This is a genomic window from Streptomyces sp. NBC_01314 (assembly GCF_041435215.1).
In the GTDB taxonomy this organism is placed as follows: domain Bacteria; phylum Actinomycetota; class Actinomycetes; order Streptomycetales; family Streptomycetaceae; genus Streptomyces.
The window spans coordinates 1,077,832-1,093,103 of record NZ_CP108394.1; the positions used below are offsets into that span (position 1 = coordinate 1,077,832).

Genomic DNA, 15,272 nt, shown 5'->3' on the forward strand with positions numbered 1-15,272 from the left:
CCGAACGTGGTCACCGGGGCTGCCACGTCGACCCCGGCTCGCCGCAGTGTTCGCACGAACGATCCCGGTAGGAAACAGTGCCACCGCGTCCGGGGCCGCTCGTACCGGAGTTTCGGTGGCGAGGGCTTCACGCCGAGGCCGAGACGGCGACCTCGGGGTCGTACTCGTAGATCCAGCCGTTCGCCCTGAGTGGGTCGGCCTGCGAGTACTCCAGGTCGCGTGCCTGCTGCTCGGGGCCGTCCGGGAGGTGGTTGATGCGCGACCTTCCGTGCGACATCTCCTGCAGGCGTGCCGTGCGGGGTCGACGCAGGTCTTCGTAACGCCCCAGCGCCGCGATCGGGTTGTCCGGGTGCGCCGCGAGGCAAAGGGCCAGGACGGCGCCGTCCTCGATCGCCTGCGCGGCGCCCTGGGCGAAGAAGGGGAACATCGGGTGGGCCGCGTCACCCAGCAGGGTCGCGTTGCCACGGTTCCAGTGGCCGAGGGGTTCGCGGTCGAGCAACGCCCAGCGCCCCGGCGTGTCGGCCGCCGTGATCAACTCCACCAGACGCGGATCCCAGCCGGCGAACTCGTCGAGCAGTGCCTCGACGGTCGCGGTGGCCGTCCATGACTCGACACTGTTGGCTCCGGCAGGTGCGAAGGCGACGAGGTTGACGTACTCCTCGCCGGAGACCGGGTAGTGCACGAGGTGGTGTTCGGGGCCGATCCAGAGGGTCTGGGCGCGCCGCTTGGCGAAGTCGGGGGCCTTGTCCGCCGGTACGAGGGCCCGGAAGGCGCAGATGCCTGACTCCCTGGCGTGCGTCGGCCCGACGACGGCGCCGCGCACCCGTGAGTGGACCCCGTCCGCGCCGATGAGGATGTCCGGGCGGACCGTCTCACCGTCCTCGAACCGAAGAACCGCCTGGTCGCCCTCGAAGTCGACCGCGACACAGCGCCGGCCGAGGTGGACCGAGTGTGCGGGGACGGCCGACCTCAGGGCGTCGAGCAGGTCGGCACGGTGGGCGGCATAGGTGTGCTCGCCGTACAGGCGCACGCACGCCTCTGCCAGGTTCTCCGCGGAGAGGACGGCGCCGTTCTCCCAGCGCCGGAACTCCCAACCGGTCTCCATCCGGACCGCGCGTCCGACGAACCGGTCCAGCACGCCGAGACGGCGGAGCAGACGGGCGGCGTTGGGCGCGATCACGAGGCCGGCCCCCACCTCGGTCAGGGCCGCGGCCTGCTCGTAGACGTCACTGCCGAAGCCCTGTTCCCGCAGGAACGCCGCCGCGGCGAGGCCTCCGATGCCACCGCCGAGGATCGCGATCCTGGGGCCGTCTTCTGTACGCGTCATGCTCTTTCACTCCCGTGGACCTTGAGCGAGGTGACAACTGGCTACGCTCAAGGGTTCGGCAAGGAATGCATTGGAAGAACAACTTCATCCGTCCAACGAACATTGGAGCTAGAGTGAACCGGGTCACACGACGAAGGAGAGGCCCATGCCTCGCGCGAACGAGCCCGGCCGCTCCGTCAGCTCCCGACTGTGGGATCTGCTGTTTGCCTTCGACCCCCACCACACCGAACTGAGCCTCGCCGACCTGGTCCGACGCACCGGCATGCCGCACGCCACCGCCAGGCGCCTCACGCTGGAACTCGTGGAGGTCGGAGCCCTGGAGCGCACCAGCGACAACCGGTTCGCGATCGGCCTGTCGCTGTGGCGCCTCGGGACCCTCGCGCCGCGCGCCGAGACCCTCCGCAGCGCCGCGCAGCCGTTCGTGGAGGATCTGTACACGGCTCTTCGCCAGCATGTGCAGCTGGCCGTCCTCCAGGGCGACCAGGCCGTGATCATCGAGCGCCTGTCGGCGGTCAACGCCGTGGAGCTGACGTCGCAGGTCGGCGGCCAGCTGCCCCTGCACTGCTCAGGTGTCGGCAAGGTGCTTCTGAGCCACAGCGGTCCGGCCTTCATCGATGAGGTGCTGGCGGGAAGGCTGCGGCGCTTCACTCCCAGGACGGTCGTGGATCCGGCCGAACTCCGTCGTGAACTGGCGTCCTGTCGCTCGACCGGAACGGTGGTCGTCAAGGAGGAGTTGAGCGAGGGCGCCGAGTCGGTCGCGACGCGCATCATCGACGGCAGCGGCAAGGTCGTCGCGGCTCTGTCCGTCGTGGTGGCTGCGGGCTCGATCAAGCTGCAGGCCGCCGTTCCCTCGCTGGTCGCGAGCGGACTGGGGTTGTCCAGGAGTCTCGGCTGGAGGCCGGGCATCCCCATTCGCGCTTCGTGACCTTCCGTGTGCGCGTCTCGTGACCTTCCGCGGGTCGAGGCGGCCGGTGCGTCATGCGGAGGGGGTGCCGCCGGAAAAGCTGCATCGGCCGAGACGCCGTCCCTCATCGGTCGGTCGAAAACCACGCCCGCATGGCAACGGACCACACCTCACGGGCCAGATCATCGTGGCGGACGGCGGCAGGACGCGCCGCTGAGAGCGACGGTCCGGCCGCCAGGGCGGCGGCAACGGCCCGACCGGCGTCCAAGAGACGTCGCCCGCGTACCTCAGCCGAGTGCTCGCACGCACCCGCCCGAGCGGCCGGGATCAGGGCAACGTGATGCCGAGTCGGTCCGCGAGCTCGTGGGCGCTGACGCCGTACGTCTCCCGGATCCGTACGCCCTCGGGGCCGACGTCGAAAACGCCGTGGTCCGTGTAGACGCGGCTGACGCAGCCGACGCCGGTGAGCGGGTAGGTGCACCTGGGCACGAGCTTGGGCTCGCCGGAGCGGGTGAAGAGCGTCATCATCACGTAGACGTCCTTGGCCCCGATGGCGAGGTCCATGGCGCCGCCGACGGCGGGGATGTCGTCGGGCTTTCCGGTGTGCCAGTTGGCGAGGTCGCCGTCGAAGGCGACCTGGTACGCCCCGAGGACGCAGACGTCGAGGTGCCCGCCGCGCATCATCGCGAAGGAGTCGGCGTGGTGGAAGTACGCCGCCCCCGGCAGTTCGGTCACCGGGACCTTGCCGGCGTTGGTCAGGTCGGGGTCGATCGCGTCGCCCTCGGCCTTCGGCCCCATGTTGAGCATGCCGTTCTCGGTGTGCAGCACCACACCGGCGTCGGCCGGGAGGTGGTCGGCGATCCTGGTGGGCTGCCCGATCCCGAGGTTGACGAAGGCGCCGGCCGGGATGTCGCGTGCGATGACGGCGGCCAGCTCGTCCGTCGAGAGCCGGTGGTCGGCGCTCTGCGGCACCCCGGCGTTCTTCCGGCCGCTCGTGGTGGTTGACGTGGTGGTCATCGGGCCCCCTGGACGGTGTAGTGGCGGGCCTCCACCTGGACGACCCGGTCGACGTAGATGGACGGGGTGACGATGGCCTCGGGGTCGAGCGTCCCGGCCTCGACGACCTCGGCGACCTGGACGATGGTCGTCGTCGCGGCCGTGGCCATGACCGGTCCGAAGTTGCGGGCGGTCTTGCGGAAGACGAGGTTGCCCAGGGTGTCCGCGGTGTGCGCGCCGATCAGCGCGTAGTCGCCCTTGATGGGGTACTCCAGCAGGTACTTCCGGCCGTCGATCTCGCGCTCCTCCTTGCCCTCGGCCAACGGCGTGCCGACCGCGGTCGGGCAGTAGAACGCGCCGATGCCGGCACCGGCCGCGCGCATCCGCTCGGCGAGGTTGCCCTGCGGTACCACTTCGAGGTCGATCTTCCCCTCGCGGTAGAGGCCGTCGAAGACCCAGGAGTCTGACTGGCGTGGAAAGGAGCAGAGCACCTTGCGCACCCGGCCGGCGGCCAGGAGCGCGGCCAGCCCGACCTCGCCGTTGCCCGCGTTGTTGGACACGATGGTGAGGTCCTTCGCACCCTGCCGGATGAGCGCGTCGATCAGGTCGAACGGCATTCCCGCCAGGCCGAAGCCGCCGACGAGGACGGTGGAGCCGTCCTCGATCCCGGCGACCGCCGCTTCGGCGCTCTCGACGATCTCCGCCCTGCTCACTTGCCCGCCTCCGTGCCGTCGACGTCGCAGTTCTCGAGTACGACGGCGAGCCCCTGGCCGACTCCGATGCAGATCGCGGCGACGCCGTAGCGCTGCCTCGTCTCACGCAGCACCTTGGCCAGTGTGGCGAGGACACGCCCGCCGGATGCGCCCAGCGGGTGCCCGATCGCGATGGCACCGCCCTTCTGGTTGACGATGGCGGGGTCGACCTTCCACGCGTCGACGCAGGCGAGCGACTGCACGGCGAAGGCCTCGTTGAGCTCGACCGCGCCCACCTGGTCCCAGCCGATGCCGGCCCGGACCAGCGCGCGGTTGGCGGCCTCGACCGGCGCGTAGCCGAAGGCCTGCGGCTCCAGTGCCATCACGCCTCGGCCCGCGATACGGGCGATCGGGTCGGCCCCTATCGTGGCCGCGGCCCGCTCGCTGCCCAGCAGCACCGCGGAGGCGCCGTCGTTGAGCGGGCTGGCGTTGCCCGCGGTGATGGTGCCGCCCTGCTCCGGTGTACGGAAGACCGGCTTGAGACCGGCCAGCACCTGAGGCGTGGATCCGGCTCGGATGCTCTCGTCGCGGGTCAGGTCGACGCCTTCGACGGGCACCACCAGGTCGTCGTAGAAGCCCGACTCCCACGCGGTGTGCGCGAGTCGGTGGGAGCGGGCGGCGAACTCGTCCTGCCGCTCGCGGGAGATCCCGAAACGTTCCCGCAGCTGCTCGTTGGCCTCGCCGAGGCTGATCGTCCACTCCTTCGGCATCCGCGGGTTGACCAGCCGCCAGCCGAGCGTGGTCGAGACCGCGGTGACGTCGCCGGCCGGGAACGGTTTCGCCGACTTGGGCAGCACCCACGGCGCGCGCGTCATCGACTCCACGCCGCCCGTCAGCACCACCTCGGCGTCGCCGGACTCGATCGTCCGGCTCGCCGTCATCGCCGCGTCGAGGCTCGAACCGCACAGCCGGTTGACCGTGGTGCCGGGCACGCTCACCGGAAGCCCGGCGAGCAGCGCCGCCATGCGGCCGACGTTGCGGTTGTCCTCGCCGGCGCCGTTGGCGTTGCCCCACACCACGTCGCCGATCGCGGCGGGGTCGAGGTCCGGCACCCTGGCGAGCGTCGAGGTGATCGCGGCGGCGGCGAGGTCGTCGGGGCGGACACCGGCCAGCGCACCGTTGAAGCGGCCGAACGGGGTCCGCGTCGCGGCGTAGATGAAAGCACTCATGGCAGCGACGGTAGTCCCGGGCCGCGATATTCTGAAGTATGTATATCCAAGCCGATTGATATGGATGACATATGGATCTGCGTCATCTTCGGTACTTCGTGGCGGTCGCCGAGGAGCGTCACTTCGGTCGCGCCGCCGAGCGGCTCCACATGGCCCAGCCGCCGCTCTCCCAGCAGATCCGCCAGCTGGAGGCCGAGCTCGGCGTCGAACTGCTCCACCGCACCACGCGCCGCGTCGACCTCACCGAGGCCGGCCGGGCCTACCTGGAGCGGGTGCGCGCGATCCTCGCCGACGTCGACGAGGCCTCCCACCACGCACGGCGCGTCGCCGCCGGCACGGTCGGTCACCTCGCGATCGGGTGCGTGGGCTCGGCGACCTACAGCGTCCTGCCCGCGCTGTCGCGGCGGCTCGCGGAGGAGCTTCCCGGCGTCGACTTCTCCTTCCGCGGCGAGATGCTCGCGCCCGACCAGGTCGAGGCGCTGCGCAGCGGCACGATCGATGTCGCGCTCCTGCGTCCTCCGGTGGCCGACCTCTCCCTGACCGTGCGTACGCTGCGCCGGGACCGGCTCGTCGTCGCCGTACCGGTCGACCACCCGCTCGCCCGCCGGTCACGCCTTCGCGTCGCGGACCTCGCCGGCGCCGACCTGATCGTGCACTCCGCCGACCGCCGGTCGGTGATGTACGACGTCGTCCTGGGCCTTCTGCGCGACGCCGGTGTCGAGCCGCACATCCGCCACGAGGTCGGCGAGACCTCGACGCTGGTCACGCTCGTGGCCGGCGGCCTCGGCGTCGCGGTCGTGCCCGAGCCCGTGACGGCGTTGACGCTCGACGGCGTCGCCTACCTGCCGCTGGCCGGGGCCGACGCACGCGTGGAGCTGGCCGTGGCCCACCGCGCCGACCGTTCCGAGCCGCACCTGGCGCGCACCGTGGGGATCATCAAGGCGATGTTCTGAGACGTCCGCCGACGCCGGAAGAGCCGCTTTCGCAGGGCACGACCCGCCTGGGAGACCCCTCGTCGAGTGCCCAGCCGAGCGATGAGGTTCGCCCACGAGGGCCTCTTTCCAGCGGGTGGTGTTCGCGGCGGCCGGGGGGTCGCCCTGCGCCGTGGCGAACGGAGGCCGAGGCGCTCGGCGCTTCCCGGGTCATGCTGATCGCGTGGTGTCCCACGAGAGGGCGCGCACGCTGGTGTCGCATGTCAAACGCTTCGAGCGCAGGGCCGCCGCCACCCGTCAGCCGCCACCCGCCGGCAGCGTCGTCGACGGCACGTGGAGCCGAGTGCGCTTCGACATCGTCCTCGCGCCCGTAGGTGTCTGACGGCGCCTGCCGCTCCGACTCGCTCTTCCGGGTGCGACCCGACCCCTCCACGGCGACCACCCCCCTTCCGTCAACCGGCGGAACACCCTGTGCGTCATGGTCTGCGACAGCCTCCCCGCCGACCACAATGAGCCACCGACGCACCGTGGAAGGAACCCCCCGTGGCCGACTACTCACTGACCCTCGACGACTCGGAGATCGCGCGCTACCGGCTCATGGCCGACATCGCCGAGCGGCGTGAACGCGAGCTGTGGACGGCCGCCGGGGTGGTGCCCGGGGCGCGGATCGCGGACGTGGGGTGCGGACCGGGCGCGCTCTCGGTGCGGCTGGCGGACATCGCCGCCCCCGGCGGCGCCGTATGGGCGGTGGACCGCGACGGTGACGCGCTGGCCGTCGCCGCCGCGCTCGCCGAACGCTCCGGCGTCCCCGTGCACACCTCCACCGGCTCCGCCGACGCCACCGCGCTGGCCGAGGGCACGTTCGACGTGGTGATGCTCCGGCACGTCCTCGCCCACAACGGCGGCCGGGAGCAGGCGATCGTGAACCACCTCGCCGAACTGGCCAGGCCCGGCGGCGTGGTGTATCTCGTCGACATCGACGCGACCGGTTTCCGGCTGCGGGGCGCCCCCGCCGCGTACGACGAGATGAGCGAGCGCTATCAAGAACTGCACCGACGCCGGGGCAACGACCTCGCCGTGGGCACCCGGCTCGACGAACTCCTCACCAAGGCCGGCCTCGAAGTCATCGCCTACGAGGGCCACATCAACGTCATGACACCCCCGCCCGGCATGCGCGGCCCCGCCTGGGCCGCCCGCGACGCCCTGCTCGCCGAAGGCCTTGTCACCCCGGACGACATCGCTCGCTGGGACACGGCGTTCCAACAGGCCGAACAGGTCAGCACCGGCCTCCGTTTCTTCGGCAACACGTACATCGCCCTTGGCCGCCGCTCCTGACACCGGCCCCTGCGAGCCGACATGGCCGACGGCATCCGCAAGAGCTGAGCCGACCGTCGCGCGAGCCGGAACGTCAGTTGACGCCCCGGCCACGCCCAAACCAGTACGGCTCCCGCAGCTTGAACTTCTGGATCTTCCCGGTCGCCGTCCTCGGGATGGCCTCCCGGAACTCCACACTCGTCGGCGCCTTGTACCCCGCCATCCGCTCCTTGCAGTACGCGATGATCTCCGCCTCGCTCACCGCCGCTCCCCCGGCCAGGACGATCAGCGCCTTGATCGTCTCGCCCCACTTGGCGTCCGGCACTCCGATGACCGCGACCTCAGCCACCCCGGGGTGGCTGAAGATCGTGTCCTCCACCTCGATCGACGACACGTTCTCACCGCCGGTGATGATGACGTCCTTCTTCCGGTCCGAGATCGTCAGATGTCCGTCCCCGGCGTCGATGGTCCCGCCGTCGCCCGTGTGGAACCAGCCGTCCTCCAGCACGGCCGCCGTCTCCTCCGGCTTCTCCCAGTAGGCGTCGAGGACCACGTTCGACCGCGCCAACACCTCACCGGATCGGGCCACTTCGAGCTTCACACCGAGCGCCGGCAGCCCCGCTCGCGACAGCTTCCGCGCACGCTCCTCGCCCCGCAGGGCCTCGTCCTCGGGCCGCGCGCGGTTGAACGTAAGGAGCGGAGAGGTCTCCGTCAGGCCGTAGATCTGGGTGAACTCCCAGCCCAGTTCCTCCTCGACCCGCTGGATCATCCGGCTCGGCGGCGGCGCTCCCGCACACACGATCCGAACCCGGTCGCGCCCGGGCATCGGGCCCTCCCAGGCCGCCGCCGCGTCGAGCACCGCGTTCCACACCGCCGGCGCGCCGCACATCAACGTCACGCCGTGTTCGTCCACCCGGCGCAGGATCTCGGCCCCGTCGGCCTTGCGCAGCACCACCTGCTTGGCGCCGAGCCCGGCCATCACGAACGGCATCCCCCAGCCGTTGCAGTGGAACATCGGCAACGTGTGCAGGTACACGTCCCGCTCCCATGCCCGGGTGTGCAGACCGAAGGTCAGTCCGTTCACCCAGATGTTGCGGTGCGTGAGCTGAACTCCCTTGGGCCGTGCGGTCGTTCCCGACGTGTAGTTGATCGTCGCGGTGGCGTCCTCGTCCGGGCTCGACCAGCGCCGCGGCTCCACCCCGAAACGCATCAGCTCCGTCTCCGTCTGCTCCCCCAGCGTGAACCGGTGGGCCACCTCGACGCCGGCGACCGTGTCCCGCACCTCGGGATCGACCAGCAGCACCGAGGCGCCACTCTGACGTACCACGTACTCGATCTCCTCCGCCTTCAGACGGAAGTTGACCGGCACACAGATCCGCCCGCTCATCGGCACCGCGAACAGCAGCTCCAGCAGCCGGGCCGAGTTGTGGCTGACCACCGCCACCCGCTCGCCTTCCCCCACCCCCAGCGCGTCCAGCCCCGCCTGCCAGGCCCGCACCCGCTCGCCCAACCGCCCGTACGTCGACGGCGCCACCGGCACCGCGGGCTGATTCGGCTCGTCGATCACGCCTGGACTCTCGGCGAACCCCAGCTCCGCCCTGTCCAGGAAGTCGGCAATCGTCATCGGAACGCGCATCTGTCTCCCACTCCCACCCGGTGCTACCCAGCGGCTCATACGACTGGACCAGGTAACCCCACGACGCACGGACGGTGGTCGAGGCTGACGACGCGGCGTGTCCGGCGGTGACGGAGCGGCGTGTTCGGCGGGCGGTTCGACCGGGCACAGCGGGAGGGGACGCGGCAGCTCGGCCCTGGGAGCCAAGGCCCTCCCCCAGTCGGCAAAGGCCAGCGAAGGCGGGCGCTGACCTGCGGGGTTACCGTTCTTCCTGGACCCGTTCCGCAGCTGTCCGTCGGTGTACGGCGATCAGCAGAAGGCATCGGTGAGGCTTATCCGGGCATTTGTCGGGAACTCGCGGTACGCAGCGGTCGTCGGCGGGGCTCCGGCCCGGCGGGCGATCTCGGGTAACGGATGAGGGAGAAGCCGTGACCGTTCGTGTAGGCGTAGAGGAAGAGTTTCATGTTCTGGACGCGGAGAGCGGGCGGCTGGTACCAGGAGCCGGTGCGGTTCTCGGTCGCCTGCGCAGATCCGAGTTCAAGAACGAGCTGCAGCGGTCGTCGGTGGAGTGGAACAGCCAGGTGCACGCCTCCCTGGAGTCCCTGCACGCCGATCTGTCCGGGGCGCGGCGACGGCTGGACGCGGCCGCCTCCGGGCTGGGGCTGGCCGTCGTCGCGGCCGGGACCGTGCCGTTCGCGCGGGTGACGTCCGGTGACCCCACCCCCGATTTCCGCTACCGGCACATGGTCGACGAGTACCGGCAGGTCGCCGACGAGCATCTGGTGTGCAGCGCGCAGGTCCATGTCGACGTACCCGATCGCGACACGGCCGTGCGCATCATGTGTGCCGTCTCGCCGTGGCTGCCACCGCTGCTGGCGCTGTCCGCCAGCTCACCGTTCTGGCTCGGCGCCGACACGGGATACGCGAGCTGGCGCACGATGCTGTGGCAGCGCTGGCCCACCGCCGGGCCGGTCGGCTGCTTCGCCGGAGCCGCCGAGTACGACGCCGCGGTCGAGGGTCTGATCCGCTCCGGCGTGATCACGGATCCGGGAATGATCTACTACGACATACGGCCGAGCCAGCACCAACGGACGCTGGAACTGCGCATCTGCGACGCCTGTCCCCGCCCCGAGACGGTCGTGCTCATCACCGGGCTGTTCCGCGCCCTGGTCGAGGACGCCCGGAGGCGGCTGCAGGAGCCGGGGCAGGCCTGTGACGGCGAGCACGCATGGCTTCGGTCCGCGGTCTGGCGTGCGGCCCAGGCGGGCCTGGAGGGCGACCTGGTCGACCCGGTCACCCGCCTCGCCGCACCCGCCCCCACCGTCCTGCGCGGCATGCTCCGGCGGCTGCGCCCGACCCTGGAGGCCTTCGGCGACTGGGACACCGTACGCACGCTCACGCAGGAGGCGTTGACCCGGGGCAGCGCGGCCCACCGCCTGCGCGGGGTGGCCAAGGAGGAGGGCCTGCTCGCCTGCGTCGGGACGTTGGTCGCCGAGACCCGTGGCGAGCGCGGGAAGCGCCCCGCCGACAAGGCCGTCCGCCGACCCGTCGCGGTGGCCGATGCCGCCCCGCCCGGGGCCCCGGCACCGTACTCGGTGGGGACCCTCGGCGGCTGAGACCCGGGCGGTCGTGCAGAAAGGCAGGCACCGCCGTTGCCCGCGACAAGATGCCTCGGCGCGGAGAACCTGGACGGAGAGGCCGTCGTCCGCCCCGTGGTGCGGTGCCGCCTGTGATCAAGGAGAGTGGCTCGCATGCCCAGCAGCAAGACCGACACGAATGCGAATCCGAGCGGCTCGTGCTCGCTCACGGCTCCGCCTCCGAGCACGGCCGGCTGTCGCCCTCTGCGAGGGGGTGCGGCCTGATGTGCGGTCTGAGCGGCGAGATCCGTTTCGACGGCGGACGGCCCGACCTGGCGGCCGTGGAGCGCATGACCGACCGCCTCGCCCCCAGGGGACCGGACGGCAGGGGCCTGTGGTCGCAGGGCTCCGTCGCGCTGGGGCACCGCCGGCTGAAGATCATCGATCTGTCCGAGTGCGGGGCCCAGCCGATGACCGACCCCGCGGCGCGGATCGCCGGTGTCTTCAACGGGTGCGTCTACAACTACAAGGAGCTGCGTGAGGAGCTGCGCGGTCTCGGCCACCGCTTCTTCTCCGGCTCCGACACCGAGGTGGTGCTCAAGGCGTACCAGCAGTGGGGAACCGCCTGTGTCGACCGCTTCTACGGCATGTTCGCCTTCGTCATCGTCGAACAGGCCACCGGGCGAGTGGTGCTGGCCCGTGACCGGCTCGGCGTCAAGCCGCTCTACCTGGCCGAGGCGCCAGGGCGACTGCGTTTCGCCTCCTCGCTGCCGGCCCTCCTGGCGGGCGGTGGTATCGACACCTCGCTCGACCCGGTCGCGTTGCACCAGTACATGAGCTGGCACGCCACCGTGGCCGCGCCCCGCACCGTCCTCGCCGGAGTACGCAAGCTGCCCGCGGCCACCGTGCGCGTCCTGGAGCCGGACGGCCGCCACCACGACATCCGTTACTGGCAGCCGCGGTACACCCGTCTGCCCGAGTACGAGCACCTGGGCGCGGACGACTGGCGGGACCTGGTGCTGGACGCGCTGCGCACCGCCGTACGCCGGCGCATGGTCGCCGACGTACCCGTGGGTGTCCTCCTGTCTGGCGGTCTCGACTCCAGCCTGATCGTGGCGCTGCTGGCCGACGAGGGGCAGCGCGATCTCGCGACGTTCAGTGTGGGGTTCGAGTCCGAGGGCGGTGAGGAGGGCGACGAGTTCCGTTACTCCGACCTGGTGGCCCGGCACTTCGGGACGGACCACCACCAGCTGATGGTGCCCTCGGACCGTGTGTCGACGGCGCTGGACGCGGCGATCGAGGCGATGAGCGAGCCGATGGTCAGCCATGACGTGGTGGCCTTCCATCTGCTGTCGGAGCAGGTGGCGAAGGAGGTGAAGGTCGTCCAGAGCGGTCAGGGCGCCGACGAGGTCTTCGCCGGCTACCACTGGTACCCGGACATGGCCGCCGTCCCGAGAGAGCGGGCGCCCGAGGCGTACGCGCAGACGTACTTCGACCGGTCCCACGATGACCTCGCCGGGATTCTGCGGCCCGACATGCTGCCCGATCACGACGTGTCCGACCGCTTCGTACGGGAGCACATGGCCCGCCCGGGCGCCGACACCGCGCTCGACGCGGCGCTGCGGCTCGACGCCGAGGTGATGCTCGTCGACGACCCGGTCAAGCGCGTCGACAACATGACCATGGACTGGGGGCTGGAGGCCCGGGTCCCGTTCCTCGACCACGACCTCGTGGAGCTGGCCGCCGCCTGTCCGCCGGAGCTGAAACTCGCCGACGGCGGCAAGGGGGTCCTCAGGGCCGCCGGCCGCCGGGTCCTGCCCTCGGAGGTCGTGAACCAGCCCAAGGGCTACTTTCCGGTCCCCGCCGTCAAACACATGGCGGGCCCTGTGCTGGGGCGGGTCCGTGAGGCTCTGTCGGCACCCGAGGCCAGGTCACGGGGCGTCTTCCAGGACGCGTACGTGGCCAGACTGCTGTCGGGGCCGGACGAGCACCGAACCAGGCGTGGGGCGAACGCGCTGTGGCAGGTAGCTTTGCTGGAGATATGGCTGCAAACCCACGGGATCAGTTGACCGGGGCGCAGGGGACCCGTCCCCCACGTCCGGCGACGGAGGCCCCGTCGTATCCGCCGACGGGGTCCCCCTCCCACGCCCCCGTCGGCGAGGACGTCGTCGACGGGGTGCCGTGGCGATCCGAGGGCCACGGCACCGCCACCTCCGCGGTGACGGCCGGGGAGGTCGGCGGCCACGCCGGGACGGCCAACACGCGAATGTCGGCCAATACTCCGGTGTCGGCCTTCGCTCCGATGGCAGCCATCGGAGCGATGGCGGCCTCGATGGCCCCGGCGCCGGTCCCACTGCCCGAGACCGCCGGGCCACTGGACACACCGCAGCCGCTGAAATCGCATGGCTGCTGGTATCCGTCGGTGGACCCGAGCGGCAGGCACGTCGCGTTCATCTGCGACCGGGGCGGGGTGCCGCAGTTGTGGACCGGCCCGGTCGGCGGACATGAGATCCATCTGCTGGACTCCGATCCCCACCCCGTCAAAGAGGTGGCCTGGTCGCCCGACGGTCGCTGGATCGCCTACACGACCGCCCCGGGAGGCGGCGAACACACCCGGGTGCTGTGCGTACGCCCCGACGGAACCGGGCGCCGCATCCTCGCCGGTGCCGAGCCCGGCAGCTCCGCGTACCTGGGCTGCTGGCAGCACGACGGGGCGGGCGTCGCCGTCACCGTCGCGGAGCCGGTTCTCGCGCCGAACGAGGCCGAGACGGAGGAGAGGCCCGCTTTCACGGAGCCGGGCCTCGCCGATCCACAGACGTACACCGAGCGGCGTCCGGCGGGCTGGGCCGCCAGGGACGGCCGGGCCGTGCTGCTGGGCGGCCCGCACTACGGCGATGCCGGTCCCGCCGCCCGCGTCCGGGAAGTCCCGGAAGGTGAAGACGACGGGACCGCGCTGGATCCACTACCTGCGGACACGAGCCCGGGCCCGGGCCCGGGCAGGGGCTCAGGCAGGGGCACATCCAGCGCCGGGCCGTCGCAGTCGCCATCGCAGTCGACGTCGCAGTCGCAGTCGCAGTCGCCGGACGGAGCGAGCGCCGAATCCGTCTCCGCAGATGACGAGGTCAGCCGGGACGCGCGAGGCACTGACGCGCATCACGGGAAAACCTCCAGGGACGCCCCGGAGAGAACTGCCGGCGGAGGGCTGGCCGCATACCTCGTCGACCCCTTGGGTGTGGCGGCCCCCGCCCTGCTGGCGGTCGAACGGGGCGCCGCCACGCTGCGCGTGTGCGACATCAGCCGGGACGGACGGCTGGCACTCCTGCGCCGGGGGCCACGCGGCCGCCGCGAAGCGCTCGTCGTGCGTACCACCGATCTGCGGACCACCTTCGCGTTGCCGGTCGCCGACGGTGATCCGTGGATCGGCCGGTTCTCCCCGGACAGCACGACGCTGTGGCTGCGCAGTGACGCGTTCCGCGAGTTCGCCGCGCTGTTCGCCGTCCGCCTCGGTCCCGGTGGGGAGCAGCTGGGGCTGGCCGTCGCCGCGGAGCGCGAGGACTGCGGACTGGAACTGCTGGCCCTCGGCCACGACGGGCGCACCGCGGCCCTGGCCTGGAACGTACGCGGAGCAAGTGAGCTGGAGGTCACCGCCGTCACGTCGGCATCCGGCGGGGACGCCCAGGTGGGTTCGCGGCAGAGGGTGTCGCTGCCGCACGAGGTGGTGACGCGTATCCCGCGGGTCGGCGGCCGGGCGGGACTGGTGCTGGCGCTGTCCGGCTCGCAGCGGCGGCCAGGTGTGTGGTGGTTCTCCGACGGCACCGCGCGTCGGACCGAGTGGTCGTCCCGTGACGAGGACGCCGTCCCGCCCGGCCGTCCGCCCGTGCGTCCCGTACCGCTGCGGCTGGCGGCACGCGACGGACTGCCGCTGAACGGCTGGTACTACCGGGCGCCGGGCCGGGGTCCCGGCGTGCCCGCACCCTGCGTGGTCCATCTGCACGGCGGGCCGGAGGAGCAGGAACGGCCCGTCTTCAACCCGCTCTACCACGAGTTGCTGGGCCGGGGGCTCGATGTCTTCGCTCCCGATGTGCGGGGCTCGTCGGGGCACGGCCGGTCGTTCGTCGACGCCGACCTCGGCACGGGACGGTTCGCCGCGATCGAGGACGTCGCCGACTGCGCGGCCCACGTCGTCGTGGCGGGGCTCGCCGATCCGCGGCGGCTGGCCGTCATGGGCCGCTCGTACGGCGGCTACCTGGTGATGGCCTCCCTCGTGTGGCACCCGGACCTCTTCCGCACCGGTGTCGCGGCCTGCGGCATGTCCGACTTCGCGACCTTCTACGCCGGCACCGAGCCGTGGATCGCGGAATCGGCCGCGCACAAGTACGGGCACCCGGAACACGACCGTGAACTGCTGCACGCGCTGTCCCCGATGACCCGGGTCGACGCACTGCGTGTGCCGCTCCTCGCCGTCCACGGTGAACACGACACCAATGTGCCGCTCGGCGAATCCGAGCAGTTCGTACGCGCGGCCCGCGAGCGCGGTCTGACGGCCGAAGTGCTGATGCTGCGCGACGAGGGCCACGACTTCCTCCGTGCGGACAGCCGGAGAATCTTCCGCCGGACCGCCGCCGACTGGATGCAGCGGCACATCGCCGGGTGACACCGGCCGGGAAGGACGAGCCGCGTCGGCGG

Annotated in this window: 12 protein-coding genes; 7 read left to right on the forward strand and 5 right to left on the reverse strand. The window is 71.5% G+C overall.

All coding sequences use genetic code 11. The features are described from left to right. Nucleotides 1–127: 127 nt before the first annotated feature. Nucleotides 128–1,327 (reverse strand): FAD-dependent monooxygenase, encoded by a 1,200-nt coding sequence (locus OG622_RS04910; RefSeq protein ID WP_371573622.1) that lies wholly within the window; start codon nt 1,325–1,327, stop codon nt 128–130. A 145-nt stretch (nt 1,328–1,472) separates the two neighbouring features. On the opposite strand from OG622_RS04910, the gene OG622_RS04915 reads away from it, so the two are divergent. Further along, the gene (locus OG622_RS04915) at nt 1,473–2,252 is read left to right on the forward strand and encodes an IclR family transcriptional regulator (RefSeq protein ID WP_371573625.1); all 780 of its coding nucleotides are present in this window, start codon (nt 1,473–1,475) and stop codon (nt 2,250–2,252) included. 306 nt (nt 2,253–2,558) lie between these two features. Here OG622_RS04915 and OG622_RS04920 read toward each other — a convergent pair whose 3' ends face one another. From OG622_RS04920 to OG622_RS04930, 3 genes are read right to left on the reverse strand one after another with little or no spacing between them, the layout of a single operon-like run. Further along, a complete protein-coding gene (locus OG622_RS04920) occupies nt 2,559–3,248 on the reverse strand; it encodes a 3-oxoacid CoA-transferase subunit B (protein ID WP_371573627.1) in 690 nt (229 codons plus the stop codon). Next, nucleotides 3,245–3,940 carry a 3-oxoacid CoA-transferase subunit A gene (locus OG622_RS04925; protein ID WP_371573628.1) on the reverse strand — a complete coding sequence of 232 codons (696 nt, stop codon included), beginning with the start codon at nt 3,938–3,940 and terminating at the stop codon, nt 3,245–3,247. The genes OG622_RS04920 and OG622_RS04925 overlap by 4 nt, the downstream gene beginning before the upstream one ends. Further along, nucleotides 3,937–5,148, reverse strand: a complete 1,212-nt coding sequence (locus tag OG622_RS04930) for an acetyl-CoA C-acyltransferase (RefSeq protein WP_371573630.1) — start codon at nt 5,146–5,148, stop codon at nt 3,937–3,939. Before OG622_RS04930 ends, OG622_RS04925 begins: the two co-directional genes overlap by 4 nt. Nucleotides 5,149–5,219: 71 nt before the next feature. Here OG622_RS04930 and OG622_RS04935 point away from each other — a divergent pair, with 71 nt between their 5' ends. From OG622_RS04935 to OG622_RS04945, 3 genes are all read left to right on the forward strand, one after another. Continuing rightward, the gene (locus OG622_RS04935) at nt 5,220–6,101 is read left to right on the forward strand and encodes a LysR substrate-binding domain-containing protein (RefSeq protein WP_371573632.1); all 882 of its coding nucleotides are present in this window, start codon (nt 5,220–5,222) and stop codon (nt 6,099–6,101) included. 202 nt (nt 6,102–6,303) lie between these two features. Further along, nucleotides 6,304–6,462: a hypothetical protein gene (locus OG622_RS04940; RefSeq protein WP_371573634.1), complete on the forward strand. Its 159-nt coding sequence runs from the start codon at nt 6,304–6,306 to the stop codon at nt 6,460–6,462. 161 nt (nt 6,463–6,623) lie between these two features. Then, a complete protein-coding gene (locus tag OG622_RS04945) occupies nt 6,624–7,415 on the forward strand; it encodes a methyltransferase domain-containing protein (protein WP_371573635.1) in 792 nt (263 codons plus the stop codon). A 73-nt stretch (nt 7,416–7,488) separates the two neighbouring features. Here OG622_RS04945 and OG622_RS04950 read toward each other — a convergent pair whose 3' ends face one another. After that, complete coding sequence (locus OG622_RS04950) at nt 7,489–9,030, reverse strand: AMP-binding protein (protein ID WP_371573638.1); 1,542 nt, start codon at nt 9,028–9,030, stop codon at nt 7,489–7,491. A gap of 407 nt (nt 9,031–9,437) precedes the next feature. On the opposite strand from OG622_RS04950, the gene OG622_RS04955 reads away from it, so the two are divergent. The 3 genes from OG622_RS04955 (at nt 9,438) to OG622_RS04965 (ending at nt 15,240) form a co-directional block, all read left to right on the forward strand. Next, nucleotides 9,438–10,625, forward strand: coding sequence for a glutamate--cysteine ligase (locus tag OG622_RS04955; RefSeq protein ID WP_371573639.1), 1,188 nt, complete (start codon nt 9,438–9,440; stop codon nt 10,623–10,625). Nucleotides 10,626–10,870: 245 nt separating this feature from the next. Then, the gene (locus OG622_RS04960; RefSeq protein ID WP_371573640.1) at nt 10,871–12,655 is read left to right on the forward strand and encodes an N-acetylglutaminylglutamine amidotransferase; all 1,785 of its coding nucleotides are present in this window, start codon (nt 10,871–10,873) and stop codon (nt 12,653–12,655) included. Then, entirely contained in the window at nt 12,628–15,240 is a 2,613-nt protein-coding gene (locus OG622_RS04965; RefSeq protein ID WP_371573643.1) for a prolyl oligopeptidase family serine peptidase, read from the forward strand. Before OG622_RS04960 ends, OG622_RS04965 begins: the two co-directional genes overlap by 28 nt. The last annotated feature ends 32 nt before the right edge of the window (nt 15,241–15,272 follow it).

Excerpts from the sequence above, each read along its gene's own strand:
- OG622_RS04910 (WP_371573622.1), bottom strand. The coding sequence starts at position 1,327 with ATGACGCGTACAGAAGACGGCCCCAGGATCGCGATCCTCGGCGGTGGC.
- OG622_RS04935 (WP_371573632.1), top strand. The coding sequence starts at position 5,220 with ATGGATCTGCGTCATCTTCGGTACTTCGTGGCGGTCGCCGAGGAGCGT.
- OG622_RS04915 (WP_371573625.1), top strand. The coding sequence starts at position 1,473 with ATGCCTCGCGCGAACGAGCCCGGCCGCTCCGTCAGCTCCCGACTGTGG.
- OG622_RS04950 (WP_371573638.1), bottom strand. The coding sequence starts at position 9,030 with ATGCGCGTTCCGATGACGATTGCCGACTTCCTGGACAGGGCGGAGCTG.
- OG622_RS04965 (WP_371573643.1), top strand. The coding sequence starts at position 12,628 with ATGGCTGCAAACCCACGGGATCAGTTGACCGGGGCGCAGGGGACCCGT.
- OG622_RS04920 (WP_371573627.1), bottom strand. The coding sequence starts at position 3,248 with ATGACCACCACGTCAACCACCACGAGCGGCCGGAAGAACGCCGGGGTG.
- OG622_RS04960 (WP_371573640.1), top strand. The coding sequence starts at position 10,871 with ATGTGCGGTCTGAGCGGCGAGATCCGTTTCGACGGCGGACGGCCCGAC.
- OG622_RS04930 (WP_371573630.1), bottom strand. The coding sequence starts at position 5,148 with ATGAGTGCTTTCATCTACGCCGCGACGCGGACCCCGTTCGGCCGCTTC.